Here is a 22,189-nt window from a genome sequence, read left to right as displayed (position 1 = left end):
GCCGCTCGCTATCGAAGAAATGCATCCCCAATTTTCTACGCTGGGACTCGCTCTGCGTCGGAGCGCTCTGTCGCGGCTTGCAGGAGGCGCTCGATCTGCGCGATGACGCCGGCGTCGTCGACGATTTCGTTATGGCCGACATCGATCGTGTGCGTCACGGCGGAGCCGGTCGAGGACGCGCGCCAGTCGAAGCGCTGCGCGTTCTCGCCATCGGCGGTCCGCTCGGCCCACCAGACATGCAGCGGAGCGCGAACGCTCGGAATGCGCATGTCGCGCATTAATCTGCTGGCGTTCTTCGCCTCCGCATAGAGGAAGTCGATCAGATCGGTCGAGACGTCCCTCCATAGCCCTCGCTCCATTCCCCACAGCGCCGCATAGGCGAAGCGCTCTCGCTCGGACATTGCGCCCGAGACCCGCACGAGATGCTCGCGCTCGGACGCGCCGAGCGCCTCATCCGCCGTCCGCCCTTCCATCGCCGTGAATTGCTCGACATAATCCAGCGCCGTCGCCGACGGTCGGATGTCGTCCGAGGCGGCGCGCGGGTCCAAGAGCCCGAGGAAGGCGACGCGTTCCCCTTGTTTTTCGAGGAGAGCGGCCACGGCCGCCGCAATGAAGCCGCCCATGCTCCAACCCAGCAGCAGATACGGGCCATGCGGCCGATGACGGCGAATGAGCTCGACATAGTCGGTCGCCATATCGTCGATCGAGTCGGCTCGATAGCTCGGATCCAGCAGCGTCCGCGACTGAATTCCATAGACCGAACGCGAGCCGAGCGCATCCGCGAGAGCCCGATAACGGATCAGCGTTCCGCCGCTCGGATGGATGCAATACAGAGGCGGAACGCCCTCCGGGCCGCGCCGCAAGAGGACCAGCGGAGAGCGACCCCGATCCGTTTCGCTCGAGATCCAGTCCGCGAGCTGCGCGGCTGTCGGCGCCTGGAAGATCGCCTTGACCGGGAGACCGCTGCTCAAGCTTCTGCGGAGGCGTTCGACGAGCCTGACCCCCGACAGGGAATTGCCGCCGGAACGAAAGAAGTCGTCGTCGACGCCGAGCGATTCTGTTCCCAGAACGTCTTTGAACTCCCGCAGGATGATCCATTCGGCGACGGATCGCGGCGCGACGCGGCCGGTCTGCGTCTGCAGATCGCAGCACGGCGGCGGAAGCTTTTTTCGGTCGACCTTGCCATTGGCGGTGAGCGGCAAGGCGTCCAACCATACGACGGCCGACGGGATCATATAGTCGGGCAGCTCTTTCTCCAACGACGCGCGAATTTGCGCGACCGCCAAATCGGCCTGCGCTTCGGCGACAACATAAGCGACCAGACGCTTGTCGCCCGGACTGTCCTCCCGAACGACCGTCACCGCGGCGCGAACGCCCGCAATTCGGCAGAGCGCCGCCTCGACCTCGCCGAGCTCGACGCGGACGCCCCGGATCTTCACCTGATGATCGATCCGGCCGAGATATTCGATCTCACCATCCTCGCGATAGCGAGCCAGATCGCCTGTGCGATACAGCCTCTCCCCGTCTCCGCCGAACGGGTCCGGGATGAACCGCTCGGCCGTCAGGCCGGCGCGGCCGAGATAGCCGCGCGCCAAACCGACGCCGCCGATGCAGAGTTCGCCGGCCACCCCGACCGGCGCCGGCTCCACATTCCCGTCGAGCAGAAATATCCGCATATTCGAGATCGGGCGGCCGATCGGCACGCGCTTCTCCGCTTCGTCTCGAGGGCATGCATGAGCCGTCACATCGATCGACGCCTCTGTGGGACCATAGAGATTATGCAGCTCGGCTCCGCCGCCGGCGCGGTAGAAACGATCCCGCAACTCGGCGGACAACGCTTCGCCGCTGCAGATGACGCGGCGTAACATGCCGCAGGCCGAAGGGTCGCCGACGTCCAGGAACGCCTGCAACATCGAAGGCACGAAATGCGCCGTCGTCACGCCTTCTCGATCGATGAGCTCCTGCAAGGCTTCTGGATCGCGATGGGCGCCCGGAGGCGCCAGCGCGAGCCGCGCGCCGACGCAGAGCGGCCAGAAAAACTCCCACACCGACACGTCGAATCCGCACGGCGTCTTCTGCAGAACGACGTCCGACGCCGACAGACCATAGCGCGCCTGCATCCATTCCAAACGGTTCACGACCCCGCCATGCTCGACGGCGACGCCCTTCGGCTTTCCCGTGGAGCCGGACGTGTAGATCACATACGCTAGATTGCGAGGCAGAACATGCGCGCTCGGCCCGCCGTCGACGGCCTCGTCGAACGTCGCATTCCGCTCGATCGTCAGCGTTCCGATACCGCCGGGCAGGCGCGCGCGCAGGCGCTCTTGCGTCAGAACCAGCCTCGGTCGCGCATCATCGATCATATGCGCCAGACGCTCGGTCGGATCGTCCGGGTCGAGAGGTAGATAGGCGCCCCCAGCCGCGAGGACGCCGAGCAGCGCCACGACCATTTCCGAGGAGCGCTCCATGCAGACGCCGACGATGACGTCGGGCCCGACGCCCTTCTCGCTCAGAACCCGCGCCAACCCTCGGGCGCGACGACGCAATTGCCCATAGGTAAGGCTCTCGTCGGCGAACCGGACCGCGACCGCGTCCGGCGTGCGCGCCGCCTGCTCTTCGAACAGGTGATGAATGCAGCGCCCCTCCGAGTAAGCAGCCGCCGTCGCGTTCCAGTCGAACAGCAGGCGACGCCCCTCGCTTCGAGGCAGAACGTCGATCGACCGAATATCCGCATCCGGCGTCGTCTCGAGCGCATCGACCAGCCGCTCCAGCGCCACGCGCAGGAAACGACAGACGCGCTCTGGATCGATCCCGCTCTGCGTCTGCGCCGTCAGCTGGAATCCATCTCTGAACTCGTCCACCGACATTGTGAGCGGATAGTTCGTGCGCTCTTCGGCATAGATCGTCGTCACCCCCTCCCAGCTCGCCATATGGCCGCCGGAGGCCTCCGAGGCGGCGCTGTGACGATAGTTGAGCAAGGCCGAGAACAGCGGCGTCGGAGGCGCGACGCCGCTGCAGCGTTGCGCCAAGGCGAGAGACGCATGTTCGTGCCTCAGCATTTCCGTCAGCAATCCATGCACGCCTCGCAGCGCCTCCGCTACGCTTCCACCGCTGAGGCGGACGCGCAGCGGCAGCGTGTTGATGAATAATCCGAGCGCCAGGCCAGCCTCCGCGCCGCCCTGCATGCGCCCGAACAGCACCGTCCCGAACACCACGTCGTCGCGCCCGCAAGCGCGCGCCAGTGTCGAGGCCCAGGCGAGATGACATAGGCTCGCCGCATTCACGCCGAACGTCCGCGCCCGTTCGCGAACACGCCGCGCCAAGGTCGCACCGAGCTCGAGACGAGCTTCTCTTATGTCGGAGCCATCGCCCTGGACGTCCATCAAGCCGAAAGGCGCCGTCGGCTCGGTCACATCCCCGAGCATCGCGGTGAAGAAGGCCTCGTGCTCCGAGCGGCTCACCCCGAGGCGCGCCTGCGCTATGAACCCGCGGTACGGCGACGGCGCGGGAAGGCGTTCGGCCTCGCCGAGAAAATGCGCCCTCGCCTCCCGCACGCATATTTCCAGCGTCGCGTGATCCAGCACGAGATGATGCGCGAGGATCAACAGCAGCCATCGGCCTTCGTCGGGATCGTCGGCAATGAAACCACGCAAAAGGGGCGCGCGCGTGAGATCGATCCGATAGCGCCGCGGATCGAAGCGCATCCGCAATTGCTCTGCGACGTCGCCATCGCCAGGATCGACAAAGGCCTCGTCGATCTCCATCGGCGCTCTGCGCCACACGACCTGCATCGGCTCCGCCAATCCTTCCCAGGCGATCGACGTGCGCAAGATGTCGTGCCTCGCAATCACCGCTTGCAGCGACGTGACGAAAGCATCGAGACGAGAGCGCGTGTCGAAAGCCAATAGGGCGTTGGCGAGATAGGGGTCTCCTCGGGTCGCAAACAGATGGTGAAACAGGATCCCTTCCTGCAGCGGCCCCAAGGGATAGATGTCTTGCACATTCGATGCGCCGCCCGGCACGCCGCCGACGATGAGGTCTATATCGGCCTGCTCCAGACTCGCGAGCGACAGCATCTCGGGAACAATCCGATCGCAGCCCTCGGGGATGAGATTTGCCGGCGCCGCGATCTCCGCGCCGCTCCCCACCGCGGCGGCCAGTCTCGCCGGCGTCGGTTCGGCGAACAGCCGCCGCGCGTCGGTCTTGACTCCATGGCGACGCAGGCGTTCGACCAGCTTCATCGCCAGCAGAGAATGACCGCCGAGCTCGAAAAAATTATCCTCGACGCCAACTCGTTCGAGTTCGAGAACCTCCGCCCAAACCCGGCAGAGGGTCGCCTCGACCGCCGTCCGCGGCGCGACATATCGGCGCTCGGCCTGCCTCGCGAGATCGGGCGCCGGTAGAGCTTTGCGATCGATCTTGCCGTTCGAATTCGTCGGCAACGAGTCGAGGGACACGAACGCCGACGGAATCATGTAATCGGGAAGCTGCTGCGCCAGCGCCGACCGCAGATGCGGCTCCGCCGGCTCTCCAGGCTTCTCGCGCACCACATACGCAACGAGCCGCGTGTCGCCCGGCGCATCCTCACGCGCCGCGACGACGGCGGCGCGCACGCCCGCAATTCGCGATATCTGCGCCTCGATCTCGCCGAGCTCGACGCGAAAGCCGCGGATTTTCACCTGATGGTCGATCCGCCCGAGGAAGTCGATGTCGCCGTCCGCCCGATAACGCGCCAGATCGCCTGTTCGGTACAGCCGCTCGCCGTTTCCGCCCAGCGGGTCGGGAATGAAGCGCTCCGCCGTGAGGCCCGGCCGCCCGAGATAGCCCCGCGCCAGCCCTCCGCCGCCGATGAACAGCTCCCCGGCGACGCCGACCGGAGCCGGCTCCAGCTTGTTGTCCAGGAGAAGCGCGCGCACCCCCTCGATCGGCCGGCCGATGGACGCCGGCCGGAGCGCCGATTGTCCAGCCACGAGTTCCGCCGCCGTGCTCCATACGGTCCCTTCGGTCGGGCCGTATTCGTTGTGGAGACGCGCGCCGGGGAGGCGCTCGTGATGCGCCGAGGGCACGCTCGTCGGGCATGTTTCTCCCGCGACGATCGCCACGCGCAGGCTGCGCAGGGAAGCGGGCTCCTGCTCGATCAGCAGAGCATAGAGCGACGGCAGACAAAGCAGATGCGAAAGGCTGCGTCGCTCGACGAGGCGCGCCAGACCCGCGACGTCCTGGAGTTCGTCGTCCGTCGGCAGACAAAGCACGCCGCCTCCACCGAGCGTCCAGAACAATCCCGCGACCGAACTGTCGAAGGCGAAGGACGAGAGCAGCAAGAACCCGCGCACCGGCTCTCGGTAATATCGAAGTCGCGCCGACGTCGATCGCCAGGCGGTCTCGTGAGTGATCGCCACGCCTTTCGGCTTTCCGGTCGAGCCGGAGGTGTAGATCACATAGGCGAGATTTTGCGGATCGACATACGCAGACGGAAGGTTGCCGCTCGCGCTCAGGCTCTCGCTCCAAGCCCAGTCGGCGTCCAGGCAACGCACGGCGACGGATTTCGTCAGCCGCTCTCGCAGCCCCTCGCGAGTCAGCGCCAGCAATGGATGCGCGTCATCGATCATAAAAGCGATTCGATCGTCTGGATATTCTGGATCGAGCGGCAAATAGGCGCCGCCGGCCTCAAGGATGGCGAGGAGCGCGACCACCATCTCGATCGAACGCTCGAGATAGACGCCCACGACAGACTCGGGTCCGACGCCGAATTCGCGCAAGCGATACGCGAGCTGATCTGCTCTGGCGCCGAGTTCCGAATAGCTCAGAGACTGTTCGCCGAACACGACCGCCGTCGCATCGGGCGTCTTCGCGAGCTGCGACTGGAACAGGTCGTGTAGACGCCCTCCATCGCGATACGCCGCCTCTGGAACGCTCCATTGCGACTCCAGAATGCGCCGTTCGTCCGCACCGAGCAGGTTCAGGCGTTCGATCGGCGTCTCGGGCGCGCTCAGAGCGTCGTCGAGCAAGCTCGTCCATTGCGCGATAAGTCGGTCGACGGCGACCCGCGCGTATAGCGAGCGATCATAATGGAGCTCGACAGAGACTCGGTCGCTGTCGGCGCGGCATCGAAGGTGAAGACCGAATGGCTCAGGAATGGAACGGCTCGACTCGCTCGTCATCGAAACGCCACGCATAAGCAGCAGGCCGTCGATCGTCTCATAGCCGAAGCCGAAAGAGCGGTCGGGCCAGCCGGTCGAACCGGCCACATTCGGCGCGTAATCCTGCCAATGCGAGTGATCGCTCAGTGCGCCGCGCAGCCTCTCGGCGAAATCTGTGAAAGCTTCGCCCGGCTGCACGCTCACGCGCAACGGCAGGCAAAGACGATAGGAGCCGACCGCATCCGCCACTGGCTCGCTGCGACCATCTCGGGCAAGCCGAAGATCGATTTCGAGCGAGCGCGAATGCCGATGTAGCAGCGCCGCCCAGCAAGCCAGCAATATCGCCTCGATCGAGAGGTTGTATCGTCGCGCAACGGCGTCGGCGGACTGAAGCTGGGTGGGCGACAGAAGCCGCGTCGCCATCGCCGGATCAAATCCGCCGCCGATTGTCGTATTCTCGAGGGCCAAAGGCGCGGGCGACGACGCCGACGCCTCGTGCCGGCGCCAATATTCTGCGGCGGAGGCGGAGCCCGTTGCGAGAAGGTCCTCCTGCCAGGCCGCATAGTCGGCATATTGCACGGGCTCCGTCGTCGAAGACGGACCGCTGTTCGGCGCGCCGTAGCCCGCGGCGAGCTCGCGCATGATATTGCGTAAGCTCACGTCGTCCGCGCAAAACGGCGACGCCGCGATCAGCAGATCGTGCCGATCGAAATGCGAGCGAACCAGCTCGGCGTACAGCGGCGCCCCTTCGAGGTGTTCGAATCGACGCTCGCTTTCGATGTCGGCGAGCTCGGCCGCGGCGTCGCCCGACAAAGCCTCGAGATCGCGCAGGCCTAATGTCGCGCCTGTCTCGTCGATCACCTGAACCGGCTGCGTCGTCCCTGGCAACAGCTCGATCCGCGTGCGCAGCGCCTCGTGCCGGCGCACGATTCGATCGAAGACGGTCTGCAGCCGTTCAATGTCCAGGGCGCCATCCAAGCGGATACGCGCCCGCAAAGGCACGACCTCGCCGCCGCTGCGCCGCAGTGATCGCCAAAGCCGTTCCTGCTGTTGCGACAAGCGATATCCGATCGTCTGTTCGTTCTCCATCACGCCGCTCCCGAGCCGATCGCGTGATCCAATGGACTGAACGCCCGCGCCATGGCCAACAGAACGCGCCGGAAGCCAGAATAAGGTCTTCGCCCATGCACCGTGAGAATATTGTCCACGAGCAGCACGTCGCCGCTGCGCCAAGCGAAGGTGCGGGTCGACGCGCGATAGACGTCGCGCAAATGTTCGAGAACCTCGGCCTCGATCGACGCTCCGTCGCCGTAGTACGTCTGAGTCGGAAGGTCGCTCTCGTCGAATTCCGCGAGAACCGAATCTCTCACTTGGGCGGGAAGCGTCGTCACATGGAAAAACGTCGCGTGATTGAACCAGACATGTTCATTGGTGCGCGGATGCCGAATCATCGCCGGCCCGACCTGACGCGTGCATAATCTGTCGTTCGACTTCCATTCCCACTCGACGCCGACGCTCGCGCAGTAGCGCTCGACCTCGGCGCGGTCATCTGTTTGAAACACCGTCGGCCAAGGCAATCCGAATCCCACGCCATAATTGCGCACGTAAAGCACGCCGCGACGCAGGAATCGGTCTCTCACTCTCGGATCGATGCGCTCGGTGATCTCGCGATTGTCGCCGATCGGCGTCTCCCCGCCCTCGCTCGCCGGCGTTTCGCAATAGAGGACCAGATAATTCGGGCAGATCGGCGAATAAGAATGCTCATTGTGAAGGAAAATGCTCTCGTCTGCCGGATAATTGGTCGACGTATAGACGTGGCGGCCGACCTCGGAGCGGGGCGAGGCGCGAAAACGATATTCGAGCGCTCCGCCGCAGATCTTTGCGACGCAATCTTCGAAATCGGCCAAATCCGCGATGACGAATCCGCGAAGGAGCACAGCGCCGTGTCGCGCCGCGAGCCCTTCCAGTTCCTCGCCTCGATCAGCCGCCCAGTCCGAGAGGCGCAGCTTCTCGACCTGGGCTTCGATCACCAGCGGGCAACGCTCCGAGCCCAGGAGCACTCCGCGCCGCGTGACCTTTTCCGCCTGAAGAGCGACGCCGCGTCGTCGAATCTGGCCGAGTGGAGAAGTGTTTCCGATCACGCTCATCTTCGCCTCGTTCAAAGGGTCGAAACATCCGAAAATCACCAATGGCGCTCTACGCGCCGGCCGAGCTTCTTCGCTTGGCCGCACGCAAATGATCGCTGCGCTGCGCGAGCTGCTCCGATCGAGCCGCATCTCGAATGGTTCGATCGGCTTCCGAGACGATGTCGAGCAATGCGCCGAGCGAAATATCCGGCTCCGCCAGCGCGCGGCCGAGCAGCGCGCGAAAGAGCACGGCGTAGCGTTTGATCGTGACGTCGTCGAACAATTCCCTCCGATATTCGAACACCACACGCAAAGAACCCTGCCGCTCGTAGATATGCAGCACGAGGTCCAGTTCGACATGGTTCGTTTCGAGTGGAATCTGCTCGAATTGCAGATCCTCGATGTCGAGTTCCGCTAGCGGCACGTTGTGAAAGGCCAATTTCACCTGGAAGATCGGCGAGCGGGTTCGATCCCGTTGCGGACGAAGCGCCTCGACCAGCCTGTCGAACGGAAAGCTCTGATTATCGTAGGCCGAGAGCGTGACCTCGCGCGCCCGACCGACGAGCTCGTCGAAGCTCGGGACGCCGTCCAATCTCAGCCGGAGGGCGACCTGATTGACGAAGAACCCGATCGAGGATTCGAACTCGCTTCTCGGGCGATTGGCGACATCCGCGCCGATGACGATGTCGGATCGTCCGCTCAGAAATTCGAGCAGCACGGCGAAACCCGACAGGACCGTCATGAACGGCGTGACCGCACGTTGTCGACCGAACGCCTCCACCGGCGCCCGCAATTCGCTCAGATCGATCGCATGAGAGCCGGCGACGCCGGTGGCGGCGTCGCTGCGCGGATGGTCGGTCGGCAGATCGAGGACAGCGGGCGCGCCTTTCAAATGGTCTGTCCAATAGGCGAGCTGGCGCTCGTGGCCGCCGTCGCGCATCTGCTCGTTGCTCCACGCCGTGTAATCGGCGTATTGCCCCGCAGGCAGGGGCAGCTCCCGCTCACGGCCGTCGCGAAGGGCGGAATAATGCGCCGCGAACTCCCTCAGAAAAATGCCGAACGACCAACCGTCGAAAATTATGTGATGGAAACAGAGAGCGATCGCGCCGGTCCTGCGCGCGAGGCCGTCGCCCACGGCAATTCGATAAGATGCGGCCCTGACGAGCGGACCGCACTCCAGATCGAACGGCATCGCGACGAATTCGTGGATCCGTTTCCGCAGTTCGCTCGCCGCCATATCTTCGGCGCTACTCTCGACGGCTTCGCGACTTAGCCTCACTGGCGAGGCCGGCAGAATCTCCTGCCGCGCCTCCTCTCCCGCCTCCACGAACACTGTGCGAAGCGACTCGTGACGTCCGATAACCGCATTAATGCTCTGTTCTAACAAGTCATCGTCCAGAGGACCAGCGACGTGGGCGGCGAGGGCGAAGTGGTAGGCAGTGCTCGTCGGCTCCATCTTCTGCATGAACCACAGTCTTTTCTGGGCGTTGGATAATGGTATGACGCCGTCGCGGATTGTCGATGGAGTTCGCGCTTTCGCTCTCGTCGACGGATGACCGCGAGCTTCGTCGACGCGCGCCGCCAGCTCGGCGAGGTCGGCGGTTTCGAGCAGCAGGCCGAGCGGAATTTCGACGGAAAGAGCCGAGCGAATGCGGGAGACGATGCGGGCGGCGACCAAAGAATGTCCGCCGAGCTCGAAGAAATTGTCATTGGCGCCGACGCGCGGCGCCTCCAGGATCTCCATCCAGATCTGCGCGATCGTTTCTTGGGTCGGCCCCGCGGGAGCGACGTAACGCTGCGACGATGCGGCGTCGAGTTGCGGCGTCGGCAGCGCCTTGCGATCGACTTTCCCATTTGCCGAAAGCGGCAACGCGTCGAGGCGCATGAATATCTCGGGTGTCATATAGTCCGGGAGAGCATGCCGCAAATGTCGGCGGATCGTCTCCGACGCGAAGTCGTCGGCCCCGACCACGACATAGGCGACGAGCCTGTGGACCCCTTTGGAGACCTCCTGCGTCACGACGCAGGCTTGCTGGACGTCGGGACACGTCAGCAGGCGCGCCTCGATCTCGCCGAGCTCGATGCGATTGCCTCTGATCTTGACCTGATGGTCCGCACGACCGAGAAATTCGATGACGCCGTCCGCCCGATAACGGCCGAGATCGCCCGTGCGATACATCCTGCCGCCACCCAGGCCGAACGGGTCTGGGACGAAGGCCGCGGCGGTGAGGTCGGGCCGGTTCAAGTAGCCGCGCCCGACCTGGACGCCCGCCACGCATATTTCGCCGATCGCGCCGATCGGCGCCGGCTCGAGCCACCGATCGAGAATATAGAGCCGCGTGTTGTCCACCGGCCGCCCGATGGGAACGCTGAGATCGTCGCCCTGCGGCGGCGTCTCGATCGGATGATAGGACACATCGTCAGAACATTCGGCCGGACCATAGGCGTTCAACAGACGCACATTCGGATAGCGCTGCATGAAGCGCCGGCAGAGCTCGGGCGCGAACGCCTCGCCGCACGGCATCAGCCATCGTAGACTGGCGAGCTCTCTCCCCGTCTCGGTCGCATCGAGCAATGCGCGAATCATCGACGGCACCGTTTCGAGAATGGTGACGCCGTTCGCCTCGATCGCCGCCGACAGCCTCTGCGGATCGCGGGAAATATCGTCACGGAAAATCTCGACCCGCGCCCCCAGAGCCAGCGCTGTCAAGAATTGCCAGACCGATATGTCGAAACATTGCGACGCAGTCTGCGCGATAGCGTCGGCCGCGGTGAGGCCGAGCGCCGCCTCCTTGGTGATGAGATTGTTGAACATCCCCGCATGCTCGACGACGGCGCCTTTCGGCTTGCCGGTGGAGCCCGAGGTATAGATCACGAAGGCGAGATTTCTTTGCTCCACGCGCGGAAGCGAGCGAGCGCATCGGGCCCCATTCGCCTCCAGCGCCGCGCGCATCATCACACGCGGACTGGATGTCTCGGCGACCGCGATCACGCATTCGGCGCGTTGGCCGTAAGTCTTCCCGACGAGCAGCCACGCGGTCTTCGCCTCGTCGAGAATTCGAGCGATGCGCCCGTCGGGATAGGCCGGATCGAGGGGAAGATAGCCGGCGCCTGCTTTGAATACGGCGAGGATCATCACCAGAAAATCGAGACCGCGCTCGTCGAGCAGCGCGACGATGTCGTCTGGCCTCACGCCTTCGGCAATCAAGCCGAAGGCGACATGTTCCGAGCGCCGATCGAGCTCGGAATAGGTCAATGTCGCGCCCTCGCAACGCGCAGCGATGGAATCGGGCCGTCGTCCGACCTGCTCCCTGAAGCGCCCGAGAATGTCGCGTGGTTCGGCAAACAAACGCCCAGTCTCGTTCCAGCCCTCGAGCAGCTGGCGCCGCTCGTCGCCGTCGAGCAATTTAAACTCCCCGAGCCGCGCGTCTGGATGACGGATCATATCCTCGAGGAGGAGGCGATAGTGGCGAAGAAGCCGCTTCGCCGCATCGGCCTCGATGCGGCCACAGGCGTAAGTGACCTGCAGATGGAGGCGCGTTCCGGGAATGACGACGAAGGTGATCGGATAGTTGGTGTGGGTGCGGTGCCAGCAGTCGGTGAACCGCCAGCGTCCGCCGGCCTGCAGCAGCTCTGGATCGACCGGCGCATTTTCGAAGGTCAGCAGATATTGGAACAGGTCTGTCCCGCGCCGGATCTCGCTCCAATCCTGGACTTGCGTGAGCGATACATATTCATAATCCCTGATCGCGTAGTTTTGCTCGAGCACATTTTGCAGGAACGACATCAATGACTGGCTCGCGTCGATTGCGACGCGCAGCGGTAGGCCATTGATGAATAGGCCGAGAATCGACTCGACCTGCGGAAGATCCGCGGGACGCCCCGAAACCGTGACGCCGAACACGACCTCTGCGCGATTGGTATAATGCGCGAGAAGCAGCGCGACAGCCGCTTGCGCGAAACTGTTCACAGTCACGCGAAAGCGCTGCGCGAGCTGCTTCAATTGCGCCGTATCTTCTTCGGAAAGAAGCTCGACGATATCGTCGACCGCTTCCGCTTCCGCCTCCGGCGCGCCGCCGCCGCTCGCGCGGCTCGCAAAGAACGGCGTCGGCTCGTCGAAGCCTGCGAGATAATCTCGCCAGAACGGCTCGGCGGCAGCGGAATCTTGCTTCTGCAGCCAATCGATATAGTCCTGGAAGCCACGCTGCTTCTGCTCTGGTGGAAGGCCGCCTTCGATCAGAGCCTCATAGTTCGAACGAAGCTCCTTTAGAATGAGCGACGTGCACCATGCGTCGAAGAGGATGTGGTGATGGCTGCGAACCAGCAGATAACGGCGATCCGCCAGCTGGAAGAGCCGAATTCGAGCCAGCGGCGCGCGGCGAAGATCGAATCCATTCGATCGCTCCTGCGCCAGAATATCGTTCAGTCGAGCTTCCTGCTCTGCGCCGTCCAGCATCCGCCAATCCCAATAATCGAAGGGAAGCGCGATGCGCCGATGAACGATTTGCCTCGAGGAAGTCGAATGCTCCCAGACGAACGACGTTCGAAAAATAGGATGGGCGTCGACGATCGCCTGCCATGCGCGCTGGAAAATCTCGACATCTACGTCGCCTTCGATCCAATAGCGATGCTGCATCACATAGACGCCGGAATTGGGCCGGGACAATGTGTGAAACAGCAATCCTTCCTGCAGCGGCGTCAAAGGATAGACGTTTTCGATCATCGTCGCGTGGACGCCGGCTTCGTCGAGCTCGCGACGATCGAGCAACGTCGCGGACTCCTCCGCGACGACGCTCGCGTCGGAAAAGGACCGGTCGGAAACGGAAGCGTTGACGCCTCGCTGCGGTGCGAGCGCCGGCGCCAGTTCTGCGATGCTCTGATATTGGAAAATCTGACGCGGCGTGACGGCGAGACCGATCGCGTGAGCACGACTGGCGGCCTGAATGCTCAGGATCGAATCGCCACCCAGAGCGAAGAAGTTGTCGTCGATCCCGACTCGCTCCAGTCCGAGGAGATCGGCGTAGACGCCGGCGAGCTTGCCCTCGATGTCGTTACGCGGCGCGCGATAGGCGCCCGCGGACGCGAATTCTTCCGTGGGGACAGGGAGGCGCTTGCGATCGATCTTGCCGTTCGACGTGACCGGCAGCGCATCGAGCGGGACGAAGGCCGAGGGGATCATGTAATCCGGCAATGTCCTTTGCAGATGAGCGCGCAACGCGTCAACGGGAAGCTCCGTCCCGCGGCCGACGACATAGGCCGCGAGCCGGCTGCGCCCGGATCCGTCGCGAAACGGCGCCGCCGCCGCCTGGCCCACCTCGGGATGCTCGCGCAGGCGCGCCTCGATCTCGCCGAGCTCGATCCGATAGCCGCGAATCTTGACCTGCTGATCGATGCGGCCCAGGAAGGTCACAACGCCGTCGTCATCCATGCGGCCGAGGTCGCCGGTCCTATACGAGCGATCGCCGGGAGCTCCGAAGGGATCTGGAATAAAACGCTCCGCCGTCAGATCGGGCCGGCCGATATAGCCACGCGCGACGCCCGGCCCGCTCAGACAAATCTCTCCGTTTGCCCCCGGCGGCGACGGCATCAGATCTGGGCCGAGTATATGAACCCTCATATTGCCGATCGGCCTGCCGATCGGCGCGCTCGCGACTCCGGCACGATCCAGCGCCCCTCCGCTCATCGGCAGCATGAGCGCGCCGACGGTCGTTTCCGTCGGACCATAGTGGTTGAACAGTCGACACGACGATCCCGCCGCCAGAAGCCGCTTCGCCAATTGCGGCGGCAAGGCTTCGCCACCGAAGATCAGCGCCTTGCGAGGCAGCGAATCCTGGCCTTCGACCGGCGGCAGCAACGCGCGATAATGGGACGGCACGATCTTCAGCACATCGATCGGATTGTCGGCGAGATAGGCCGAGAACGCCCGAGGATCGGTCGCCTCGTCATAGCTCAGCACATGCAGGCAGCCGCCGCTCGCCAAAGACGGGAAGACGACGGAATGGCCGAGATCCGCGGCGAGCGTCGAAACCAGCGCGAAATGAAGACCGTTTTCATCGCCGAGTCGCGAGAGAAGCGCATGCGTGTAATTGGCGAGGCTCTCATGGGCGATCGCGACGCCTTTCGGCAAGCCGGAGGAGCCAGAGGTGAAAATGACATAAGCGAGATCGAGCGGATGCGTGACGACCGTCGGCGCGACATTCGGCTGCGCGGCGTCCTCCGCCTCACAATCATCGAGAAATACGGCGGCCTCGAACTCGATCTTCGACCGCTCGAACCAGTTCCGACGGCAGAGCAGCGCGCGTGCTCCCGCATCGGCGAGCATCCGGTCTATACGCGCCGGGGGAAGATCCGGGTCGAGTGGAATATAGGCGCCGCCGGCTTTCAGAACCGCGACGATCGCGACGATTGTCTCCGCCGAGCGCGTGACGCAGACACCGACCGGCCCGTTGCGATCTACGCCCCTGCTGCGAAGGATATGCGCCAGCCAATTGGCCCGAGCCTCCAATTCGGAATAGGTGACGTGGCTTCCGTCGCCGACGACGGCGATCGCATGCGGCGTCTTTTCCGCCCACGCAGAGACCAGCCGGCAGATGTTCCAATCTTCGCTCGGGCGCCCCGATTCGCTCGATTGGGCCAGCTCGACCTGCCGCCTAGACTGCCCTGGCGTGAGGAGTGGAAGCTCGCCGATGCGCGTATCCGGCGCGGCCAGGATCGCGTCGAGCAGCGTCTCGAAACATCCGGCGAGGCGAGCGATGGTCGTATCGTCGAAGAGGTCTCGTCGATATTGGAAGGACAGCGCGAGCCCGTCTCCGGACTCGGCGGCCATCAGCTTGAGATCGAAACGCTCGATCCGATCGTCGATCGGAGAGCCGGAGATCGTCACCTCGTCCCAGGCGAGCGGCCCGCTCGCTTCGCCGAGCGCGAGCTCTGCATAGCCGGCGTCGACGTCCGTCTGCGCCTGCTGAAGCGCGAACCACGTCTGGAAAATTGGCCATTGGCCGGCGACGCGTTCCGGCTTCAGACGTTCGACAAGCTCCGAGAACGGAAAATCCTGATGCGCGAGCGCTTCGACGACGACGCAGTGAACGTCGCGCAAATAATCTACGAAGCGCTTGTCCGGTGTGATCCGGGTCCGCAAAGCCAAGGGATTGACGAAATTCCCGACCACGGCCTTGAAGCGGCCCTGGCTACGGCCGCTGCTCGCCGTCCCGACGACCAGCTCCGACTGGTGCGAATAGCGATAGAGAACCACCTTATAGGCCGCGAGCAACACGGAAAACAGCGTGGCGCCGTTCGATCGCGCCAGATTCCGCAAAGCGGCCGTCGGCTTCGCCTCGAGCCGAACGAGCGCGCTCGAACCGATATAGGAAGGTTCGGACGTTCGGGGGCGATCCAACGGAAGATCCAATACCGGAAGCTCGCCCGAAAGCCGATCTCGCCAATAGGCCCAATCCGTCTCGGCCGCTGCGCTCGCGAGATAGCGCCGTTGCCACGCGATGAAATCGCCGTAGTTCGACGCCGGCGCTGGTAGTTCCGCTCTTCGTCCAGAGCGAACAACCTCATAGGCGATCCGCATCTCGTCCAGAACGATCAGCAGCGACCACAGGTCCAGTGCGATGTGATGCGCGCAGAACAACAATGTCGCGCGATCATCGCCGTGACGATACAATATCGCTCGCATCAGCGGGCCCGAGGAAAGGTCGAAGGGACGCGCGGCCTGCGCCCCCATCTCCTCCGGCAGGTGCTCGCGCGTCCTCGAGGTCGCATCGATGATCGAGAAGCACGCATCCGTATTGTGCAATTTCGCCGATCGAATCAAATTATCTCCGTCCCGACGGTAGACGCTGCGCAGAATCGGATGCCGCTCCAAGACTCCGGCGAAGGAGGATTTCAGCGCCTCGACATCCAACCGCCCGCCGATTTCCAGCGCGAGGTGCAGATTATAGGCGATGTTCGATTCCAATCGATCGACGACCCACATGGCGCGTTGCGTGTGCGACAGGCTGGAATCGTCGGCGCCATCGGCCTCGGCCGGCGCCGCCTCGCCCCCCTGTTCAGCGCAGAGCGCATGCGCCGCTTCCGCGAATGTCTTCTCCGAAAATAGCAGGGAAAGCGGAACGTCGGCGCCGAGCAGCGTATCGATCGCATGTTTGAGCTCGACGATGCGCAATGAATCGAGCCCACTGCGCATCACCTGCGTGTCCGCGTGCAAGTCGCTTTCCGGAATGCGCAACAGCTTGGCCGCGGAAGAGAGGAGGAAACGGGCGACGAGCGCTTCCTTTTGCTCGGCGGGGAGCAGTGAAATCGCGTCCCGCAACAGCGAGTCGGCGCTCGTCGCGCTCGACGTCGCCGCACGCTGTCGCACCTCGATCGCTCCCCGCGTCTCGCCTGTCCGCGCCAAAATCTGGAGCTCGCCCTCGAGATAGCTTCGTCGACATTCGGCACGGCGAATCTTGCCGCTCGACGTTTTGGGAACGGAGCCGGGCTGAACCAATACGATCTCGGCGATCGCGACGTCACATGCATTCGCCAAGCGGTCGCGAATCTTGCGAAACAGCCCCTGCCCTCCGCCATCGCGTAGCGTCGACAATTGCGAGCGCTGCGGCTCCACGACCAGGATCAGTTCCTCCTGCTCGTCCTTCGTCACCGAAAAGGCCGCGCTACAGCCGGGCCGCGCCTCTTCAACTTCATCGTCGATCACGCTCTCGAAATCTTGCGGATAGCAATTTCGCCCGCCGATGATGATGAGGTCCTTCAACCGTCCGGTGACGTAGAGCTCGCCTCGATCGAGAAATCCGAGGTCGCCCGTTCGCATGAAGCGCTTCGTTTCGTCGCCGGCAAGTCGTGCGCGAAACGTGTTTTCTGTCGCGTCGGGTCGATTCCAATAGCCTCGCGCCACATTGGGCCCGGCCACCCAGATCTCGCCGATCGTCCCCTCCGCGCGAAGCGTCTTGGTTTGTGGATCGACGATGGATATTTCGTGTTTCGGCCAGACGCGGCCGCAGCCGATGACGGAGACTGCATCCTCGCGCTTCGCCTCCACGGCGCGATTGGCTTCGAGCTCCGTGCGATCCATATGCCGGACGACCGGAGGGCGGCGATCCGTCGGGGCGGTCGCAACCAAGGTCGCCTCGGCCAATCCGTAGCACGGAAAGAAGCTGTCTCGCTCGAAGCCGCAATCTGCGAATGCCGCGACGAAGCGATCGAGCGTCGCTGCCCTCACAGGCTCTGCGCCGCTGAAGGCGATCGTCCAGCAGCTCAAATCGAGTCCGCGCTTCTCTTCCGCCGTGATCTTGCGGGCGCAGAGATCATAGGCGAAATTCGGGCCGCCGCTCGTATGGGCGCGATAGGTCGAAATGGCGCGCAGCCAGCGGATCGGCTTTTCGAGGAAGGCCATTGGCGACATCAAAATCGCTGTGGCGCCGACGTAGAGCGGCTGCAGGATGTTCCCGATCAACCCCATGTCGTGATAGAGCGGCAGCCATCCCACGAGCGTCGATCGCTCGCTATGGCGAAAACTCTCTCTGATCAACGCTTGATTAGCGATCAGATTGGCGTGGCTGACCATGACGCCGCGAGGGTCGTCGGTCGAGCCTGACGTATATTGCAGGAACGCGAGATGATCTGGATCGACCGCGGCAGGCCGCCAATCCCCTTCTCCTCCATCGATGCGGTCCGTCGCCGTCCAACAGAGTTCGCCGAAGCGCAACCGCTCTTCCGCCTCGACGCCGTACCGATCGCGCAGAGCCGCGGTCGTCATGATCGATGCCGGGGTCGCGTCGGAGAAAATCGCCTCGAGCCTATGGAGATGGCGCCCTGACGGAGGATAAGCCGGCACGGCGACGACGCCGGCGTAGAGACATCCGAAAAATGCTTCGATATAGTCGAGCCCCGGCGGGTAGAGAAGCAGAGCGCGCTTCCCCTCCAAATCGTGTCGCTGAAGATGGGCGGCGATCGATTTCGCGCGACGATCGAGTTCGGAAAAGGTCAGCCGAGCACTCTCACTCTGCCCATCTTGGAGAAAGACATAAGCGGTCGCAGTCGGCTGCGAGCCAGCGCGCGTGCGCAGCAGCGACACCAGATCTTTCACATTCTCCAGCGACCATTCTTCGGTGTGGATATGCTCGAGCGTCGAGGTCATGGTCGTTGCTTCCTCTTGCGGCCGGTGCGAGCCGTGTGTCTCAAGAGACGTAGTTCAGATAGGATCGATAGTACGGCAACAGTCGCCTCGTAGAGACGCCACTCCATAATCCGAATGCGATGATCGCATTATAGTAGACGTTCTTTGGCGGCATTCCACGCATGAAGCCCAGCGTCCCCTGCAATGCGCTGTCTTTCGTATGCCAATCCACGTTGAAGGAGAGAGCGCAGTCGAGACTACGCACGTAATGAAGAGTGCCGGGCGGCAGATATAAGATATCGCCGGCGTCGACCACGACTTCCGTCGGACTGGCCATCCGATAGAGCGGATGCCGGTCATAGTCGGGATTTTCGACGTCGACCTCGCACCATCGCCAACTGTAGGGGTAACAATATTCGATCTGCTCATGGGGAATCAGGGTGAATCTCTTCCTGCCCATCACCTGGAAAAACAAGTTATGGGTCATGAGACAATCGAAATGCAGAGGCGTCACGCTTCCAGACGGGCCGAGGAAAAGCTGAGCGAAATTTATCCACTCGCGCCCATACCAGCGTGGAAAAAAGTCGACGGGAAAATGCTGCAGGTCGGCGGCGGCTCGCGGCAATATGCTCGTCAACGGCACATCGTGAAGATAGGCCGGCATCTGCTCCGTCGTCGCATCGTCCTTCGCCCGCCGAGCCTCGAATGACGTGAGACGATCTACGTAATCCGCGAGTCGCGTTTGGCTGAGACGGATTCCCGCATCCCCCCACTGCTTGAGGATAAAGCTCCGATCGCCCGAATGCTGCCGAAGATAGTTCAGGTTCCAGAGTCTTTGGGCGGGGCAGCCGCTCAATCCGCCGCAAACGACGACAGGACGTCGCAGACGAACGTAATGCTCGAAGAAATCTTCAGGCGATAGATGATCCAAGCGATCGATCTGGAATCCCACTGACATAACGCCTTCCGCCATAGTGTCGAAACGCAGAAAAATGCATCGTGCGACGCGACCGTGTCAGCAAAGTCTATCTTTGGCAGTCCTATGAGACGGCGCATAAGAGACAGCGTTCTCCGCGCGGCGCTCGACAGATCGATCAGAAGCTTCGTGACTCGGCTTCTTCCATTTGCTTGCGGAGGCTGAGAGGGCGCATATCGGTCCAGACCTCGCTGATGTAAGCGAGACATTCGGCTTTGGGGCCAATTTTGTCGACAGCACGCCAACCTTGCGGAACTGACTTATAGTCCGGCCAGATCGAATATTGCTCTTCGTGATTGACGACGACCCTATAGATTGCGCTTTCGTCTTCGTCCCAAGCCATGACGGCCTCCCTATCGAATTGCTTCCGCGGCTCTCACTGCCTCTCTAAAGCGATCGACGATCGCGTCGACATCTATTGCCGTCACGATCAGCGGCGGCAGAAAGCGCACCACAGCTCCATGCCGTCCACCCAATTCGAGGATCAGCCCCCGACGCAGACATTCATGCTGGATCTGGCGAGCGAGCTCGGGAAAGGGCAGCGGAACGCCGAACGCATCCCTGTCGACGATCTCGACGCCGATCATCAAGCCGCGCCCGCGAACGTCTCCGATGCAGGGCGCGTCCGCCGCTACGCCTTCGAGCGCCGCCTTCAGCGTTCGACCCATTTCCGCCGCATGGACGTCCAACCGGCCCTCGCAGACCTCGCGGATCGTCGCTGCGCCGGTCGCGAAGGCGAGCTGATTGCCGCGAAACGTTCCGGCGTGCGCACCCGGCTTCCAATCGTCGAGATCGCGATGGTAGACGACGACCGACAACGGGAGACCACCGCCGATCGCCTTTGACAAGACGAGCACGTCGGGCGTAACGCCCGCATGCTCGAAAGCGTAGAGGCGTCCCGTTCGCCCGAGGCCGGTCTGCACCTCGTCAATGATGAGCGGAATGCCTCGACGCTTGGTCAAAACGCGAATTTTGCGCAACCACTCGTCGGGAGCCGGATTGACGCCGCCCTCGCCCTGCACGACCTCGACGATCATTCCTGCCGGAAGCAGCACGCCGCTATTGGGGTCGTCGAGCATCGTCTCGATATATCGCACGCCCAAATCCACGCCTGCGGCGCCGCCCATCCCGAATGGACAATGGTAATCGGAGGGGAAAGGGAGAAATTGAACCTCGGCGGACAATCCGCTGAGCGCGACTTTCGGCACGCTTTCACCGCTGATGCTCAACGCGCCGTGAGTCATGCCGTGATACGCGCCATGAAAGGCGACGATTCCTCTACGCTGGGTCGCCGTTTTAACGAGCTTCAACGCGGCCTCGACGCCGTCCGCGCCCGATGGCCCGCAAAACTGGATCTTGAAATTTTTTTCGAATTCGGGCGGCAGGCTATCGAAAAGATCGCTGATGAACCGATCCTTGAGCGGCGTCGGCAGATCGAGAGTCTGAAATGGGACTTCCTCTCTCAAAGCAGCTCGAACCGCTTCGACGACAGCCGCATGATTGTGACCGAGGGCCAGGGCCCCGGCGCCCGCCAGACAATCGATATATTCCCGCCCTTCGACGTCCCGGACCCTCACGCCACGGCCTGACTTTAGAGCCAGCGGAAGCCGACGCGGATATGTCCGCGCATTGGATTCGATTGCTTCCTGCCGGCCGAGATAAGCATTTCCGAAAGTGGCATAGAACGGACGCCATGCCGCGTTCGCGCCGATCCCATCTGGGTTCCCCGATTTCAGCGCGTCCAAGAGGCCTATCTCGCTCCCGACTGGGCTCGCGCCTGAAACATTCGTGTCCGAACGCAACGATCCTGACGACATTGCCCAAAAATCCCTTTTTCGGCGATGCCGATAGCGGCATTGCTCGGCGCGACGCGATTCAAATCTCGTTCTCGAATCCCTAGACGTTCATCATCGGCGGAAGATGCCAAAAAAAATTCGGTCGGCGACCAAATGGGCGAACGGCGACGCGCGCCGTCGCAATTCGAGGCGCAGCTGCTGATCACGGAAGGCGCGAAGGCGACATCGCCTCGGGTCATCGCTGCGAGTTCCTCGAGGATGCGCATAACGCCGTCCTGGTCGGGGGACCCGAGTCCACGTCAAAATGCTCATCTCTCTATCTTATTGAAAGCTCAAGGGTAAGCTTGACTGATTTTCAGACGACGGGGGGCGCGAGGTCCGTTGTCTTCGTGCGTCGGCCTCTTTGACGACTTCTGCCCGGCGTAAGTCCGCGGTGGCGATCACGAAAGGAGCGCCCTTGCAGTGCTGACTCGCGGGAAGCACGCCGTCAGCGATCAAACGACGGACAGTCGAAGGACTCACGTTGAGCGCTTCGGCAGCTTCATCGAGCGTTGACTCGCCGCGCTCCGCACGCTCCCCTTCGCAATAGACAGCGATGTTGTTGTGATTGCGCAGGGTAGCGACATGGGAACGGGTCCAGGAATTGCCCTTGCCGTCGTCATCCCCGCGCGGTTGAGGATGGCCGCGATCGTAGGGTCGGAAGTCTGACGGGCCAGGGACCGCACCAGCTCCACTACATCGGCGTCGACGCTCAAGCGGTGCTGTCCTGTTCGGTTCTTGCGCATGCGCAACGCTGTGTGATCGTCGCCCGCCCACCTTATGACGAGATCGAGGCTGTCCTCTTCTATCCGCACAATGATCTCTTCGATCAGCATGCGAACGATTCGTTTGCGCGTAGCGATCGTGGCTCCTTCGGCATGCCATGCGCGCTCGACATCGGGACTGTCAGGAATCGGCGATGTCACATTAACGGGTGGGTAAGCCAAGTGGGGCGATCTTCAAGCCATGAGACCGTTGCCCGTGAGCTACAA

General features: G+C 63.0%; 8 protein-coding genes. All 8 read right to left on the bottom strand.

The annotated features are described in order from the left end of the window. Window positions 1-35: 35 nt before the first annotated feature. Window positions 36-7,229 carry an amino acid adenylation domain-containing protein gene (locus tag ACT53T_RS22900; RefSeq protein ID WP_476163003.1) on the bottom strand — a complete coding sequence of 2,398 codons (7,194 nt, stop codon included), beginning with the start codon at window positions 7,227-7,229 and terminating at the stop codon, window positions 36-38. Then, window positions 7,229-8,287 carry a TauD/TfdA family dioxygenase gene (locus ACT53T_RS22895; RefSeq protein ID WP_476163002.1) on the bottom strand — a complete coding sequence of 353 codons (1,059 nt, stop codon included), beginning with the start codon at window positions 8,285-8,287 and terminating at the stop codon, window positions 7,229-7,231. The genes ACT53T_RS22900 and ACT53T_RS22895 overlap by 1 nt, the downstream gene beginning before the upstream one ends. A 49-nt stretch (window positions 8,288-8,336) precedes the next feature. After that, complete coding sequence (locus ACT53T_RS22890) at window positions 8,337-18,407, bottom strand: amino acid adenylation domain-containing protein (protein WP_476163001.1); 10,071 nt, start codon at window positions 18,405-18,407, stop codon at window positions 8,337-8,339. Window positions 18,408-18,447: 40 nt separating this feature from the next. Further along, entirely contained in the window at window positions 18,448-19,344 is an 897-nt protein-coding gene (locus tag ACT53T_RS22885; protein WP_476163000.1) for a cupin-like domain-containing protein, read from the bottom strand. A gap of 136 nt (window positions 19,345-19,480) precedes the next feature. After that, entirely contained in the window at window positions 19,481-19,705 is a 225-nt protein-coding gene (locus ACT53T_RS22880; RefSeq protein WP_476162999.1) for an MbtH family protein, read from the bottom strand. Window positions 19,706-19,715: 10 nt separating this feature from the next. Beyond that, window positions 19,716-21,107 carry a diaminobutyrate--2-oxoglutarate transaminase gene (locus ACT53T_RS22875; protein ID WP_476162998.1) on the bottom strand — a complete coding sequence of 464 codons (1,392 nt, stop codon included), beginning with the start codon at window positions 21,105-21,107 and terminating at the stop codon, window positions 19,716-19,718. Window positions 21,108-21,479: 372 nt separating this feature from the next. Next, a complete protein-coding gene (locus ACT53T_RS22870; RefSeq protein ID WP_476162997.1) occupies window positions 21,480-21,680 on the bottom strand; it encodes a hypothetical protein in 201 nt (66 codons plus the stop codon). Next, window positions 21,677-22,033, bottom strand: coding sequence for a hypothetical protein (locus tag ACT53T_RS22865; protein WP_476162996.1), 357 nt, complete (start codon window positions 22,031-22,033; stop codon window positions 21,677-21,679). The genes ACT53T_RS22870 and ACT53T_RS22865 overlap by 4 nt, the downstream gene beginning before the upstream one ends. Between the last annotated feature and the right edge of the window lie 156 nt (window positions 22,034-22,189).

It is taken from the genome of Methylosinus sp. DMC45, assembly GCF_056313885.1.
The sequence above is the reverse complement of the archived record's forward strand: the minus strand, read 5'-3'. Positions and strand labels throughout refer to the sequence as shown.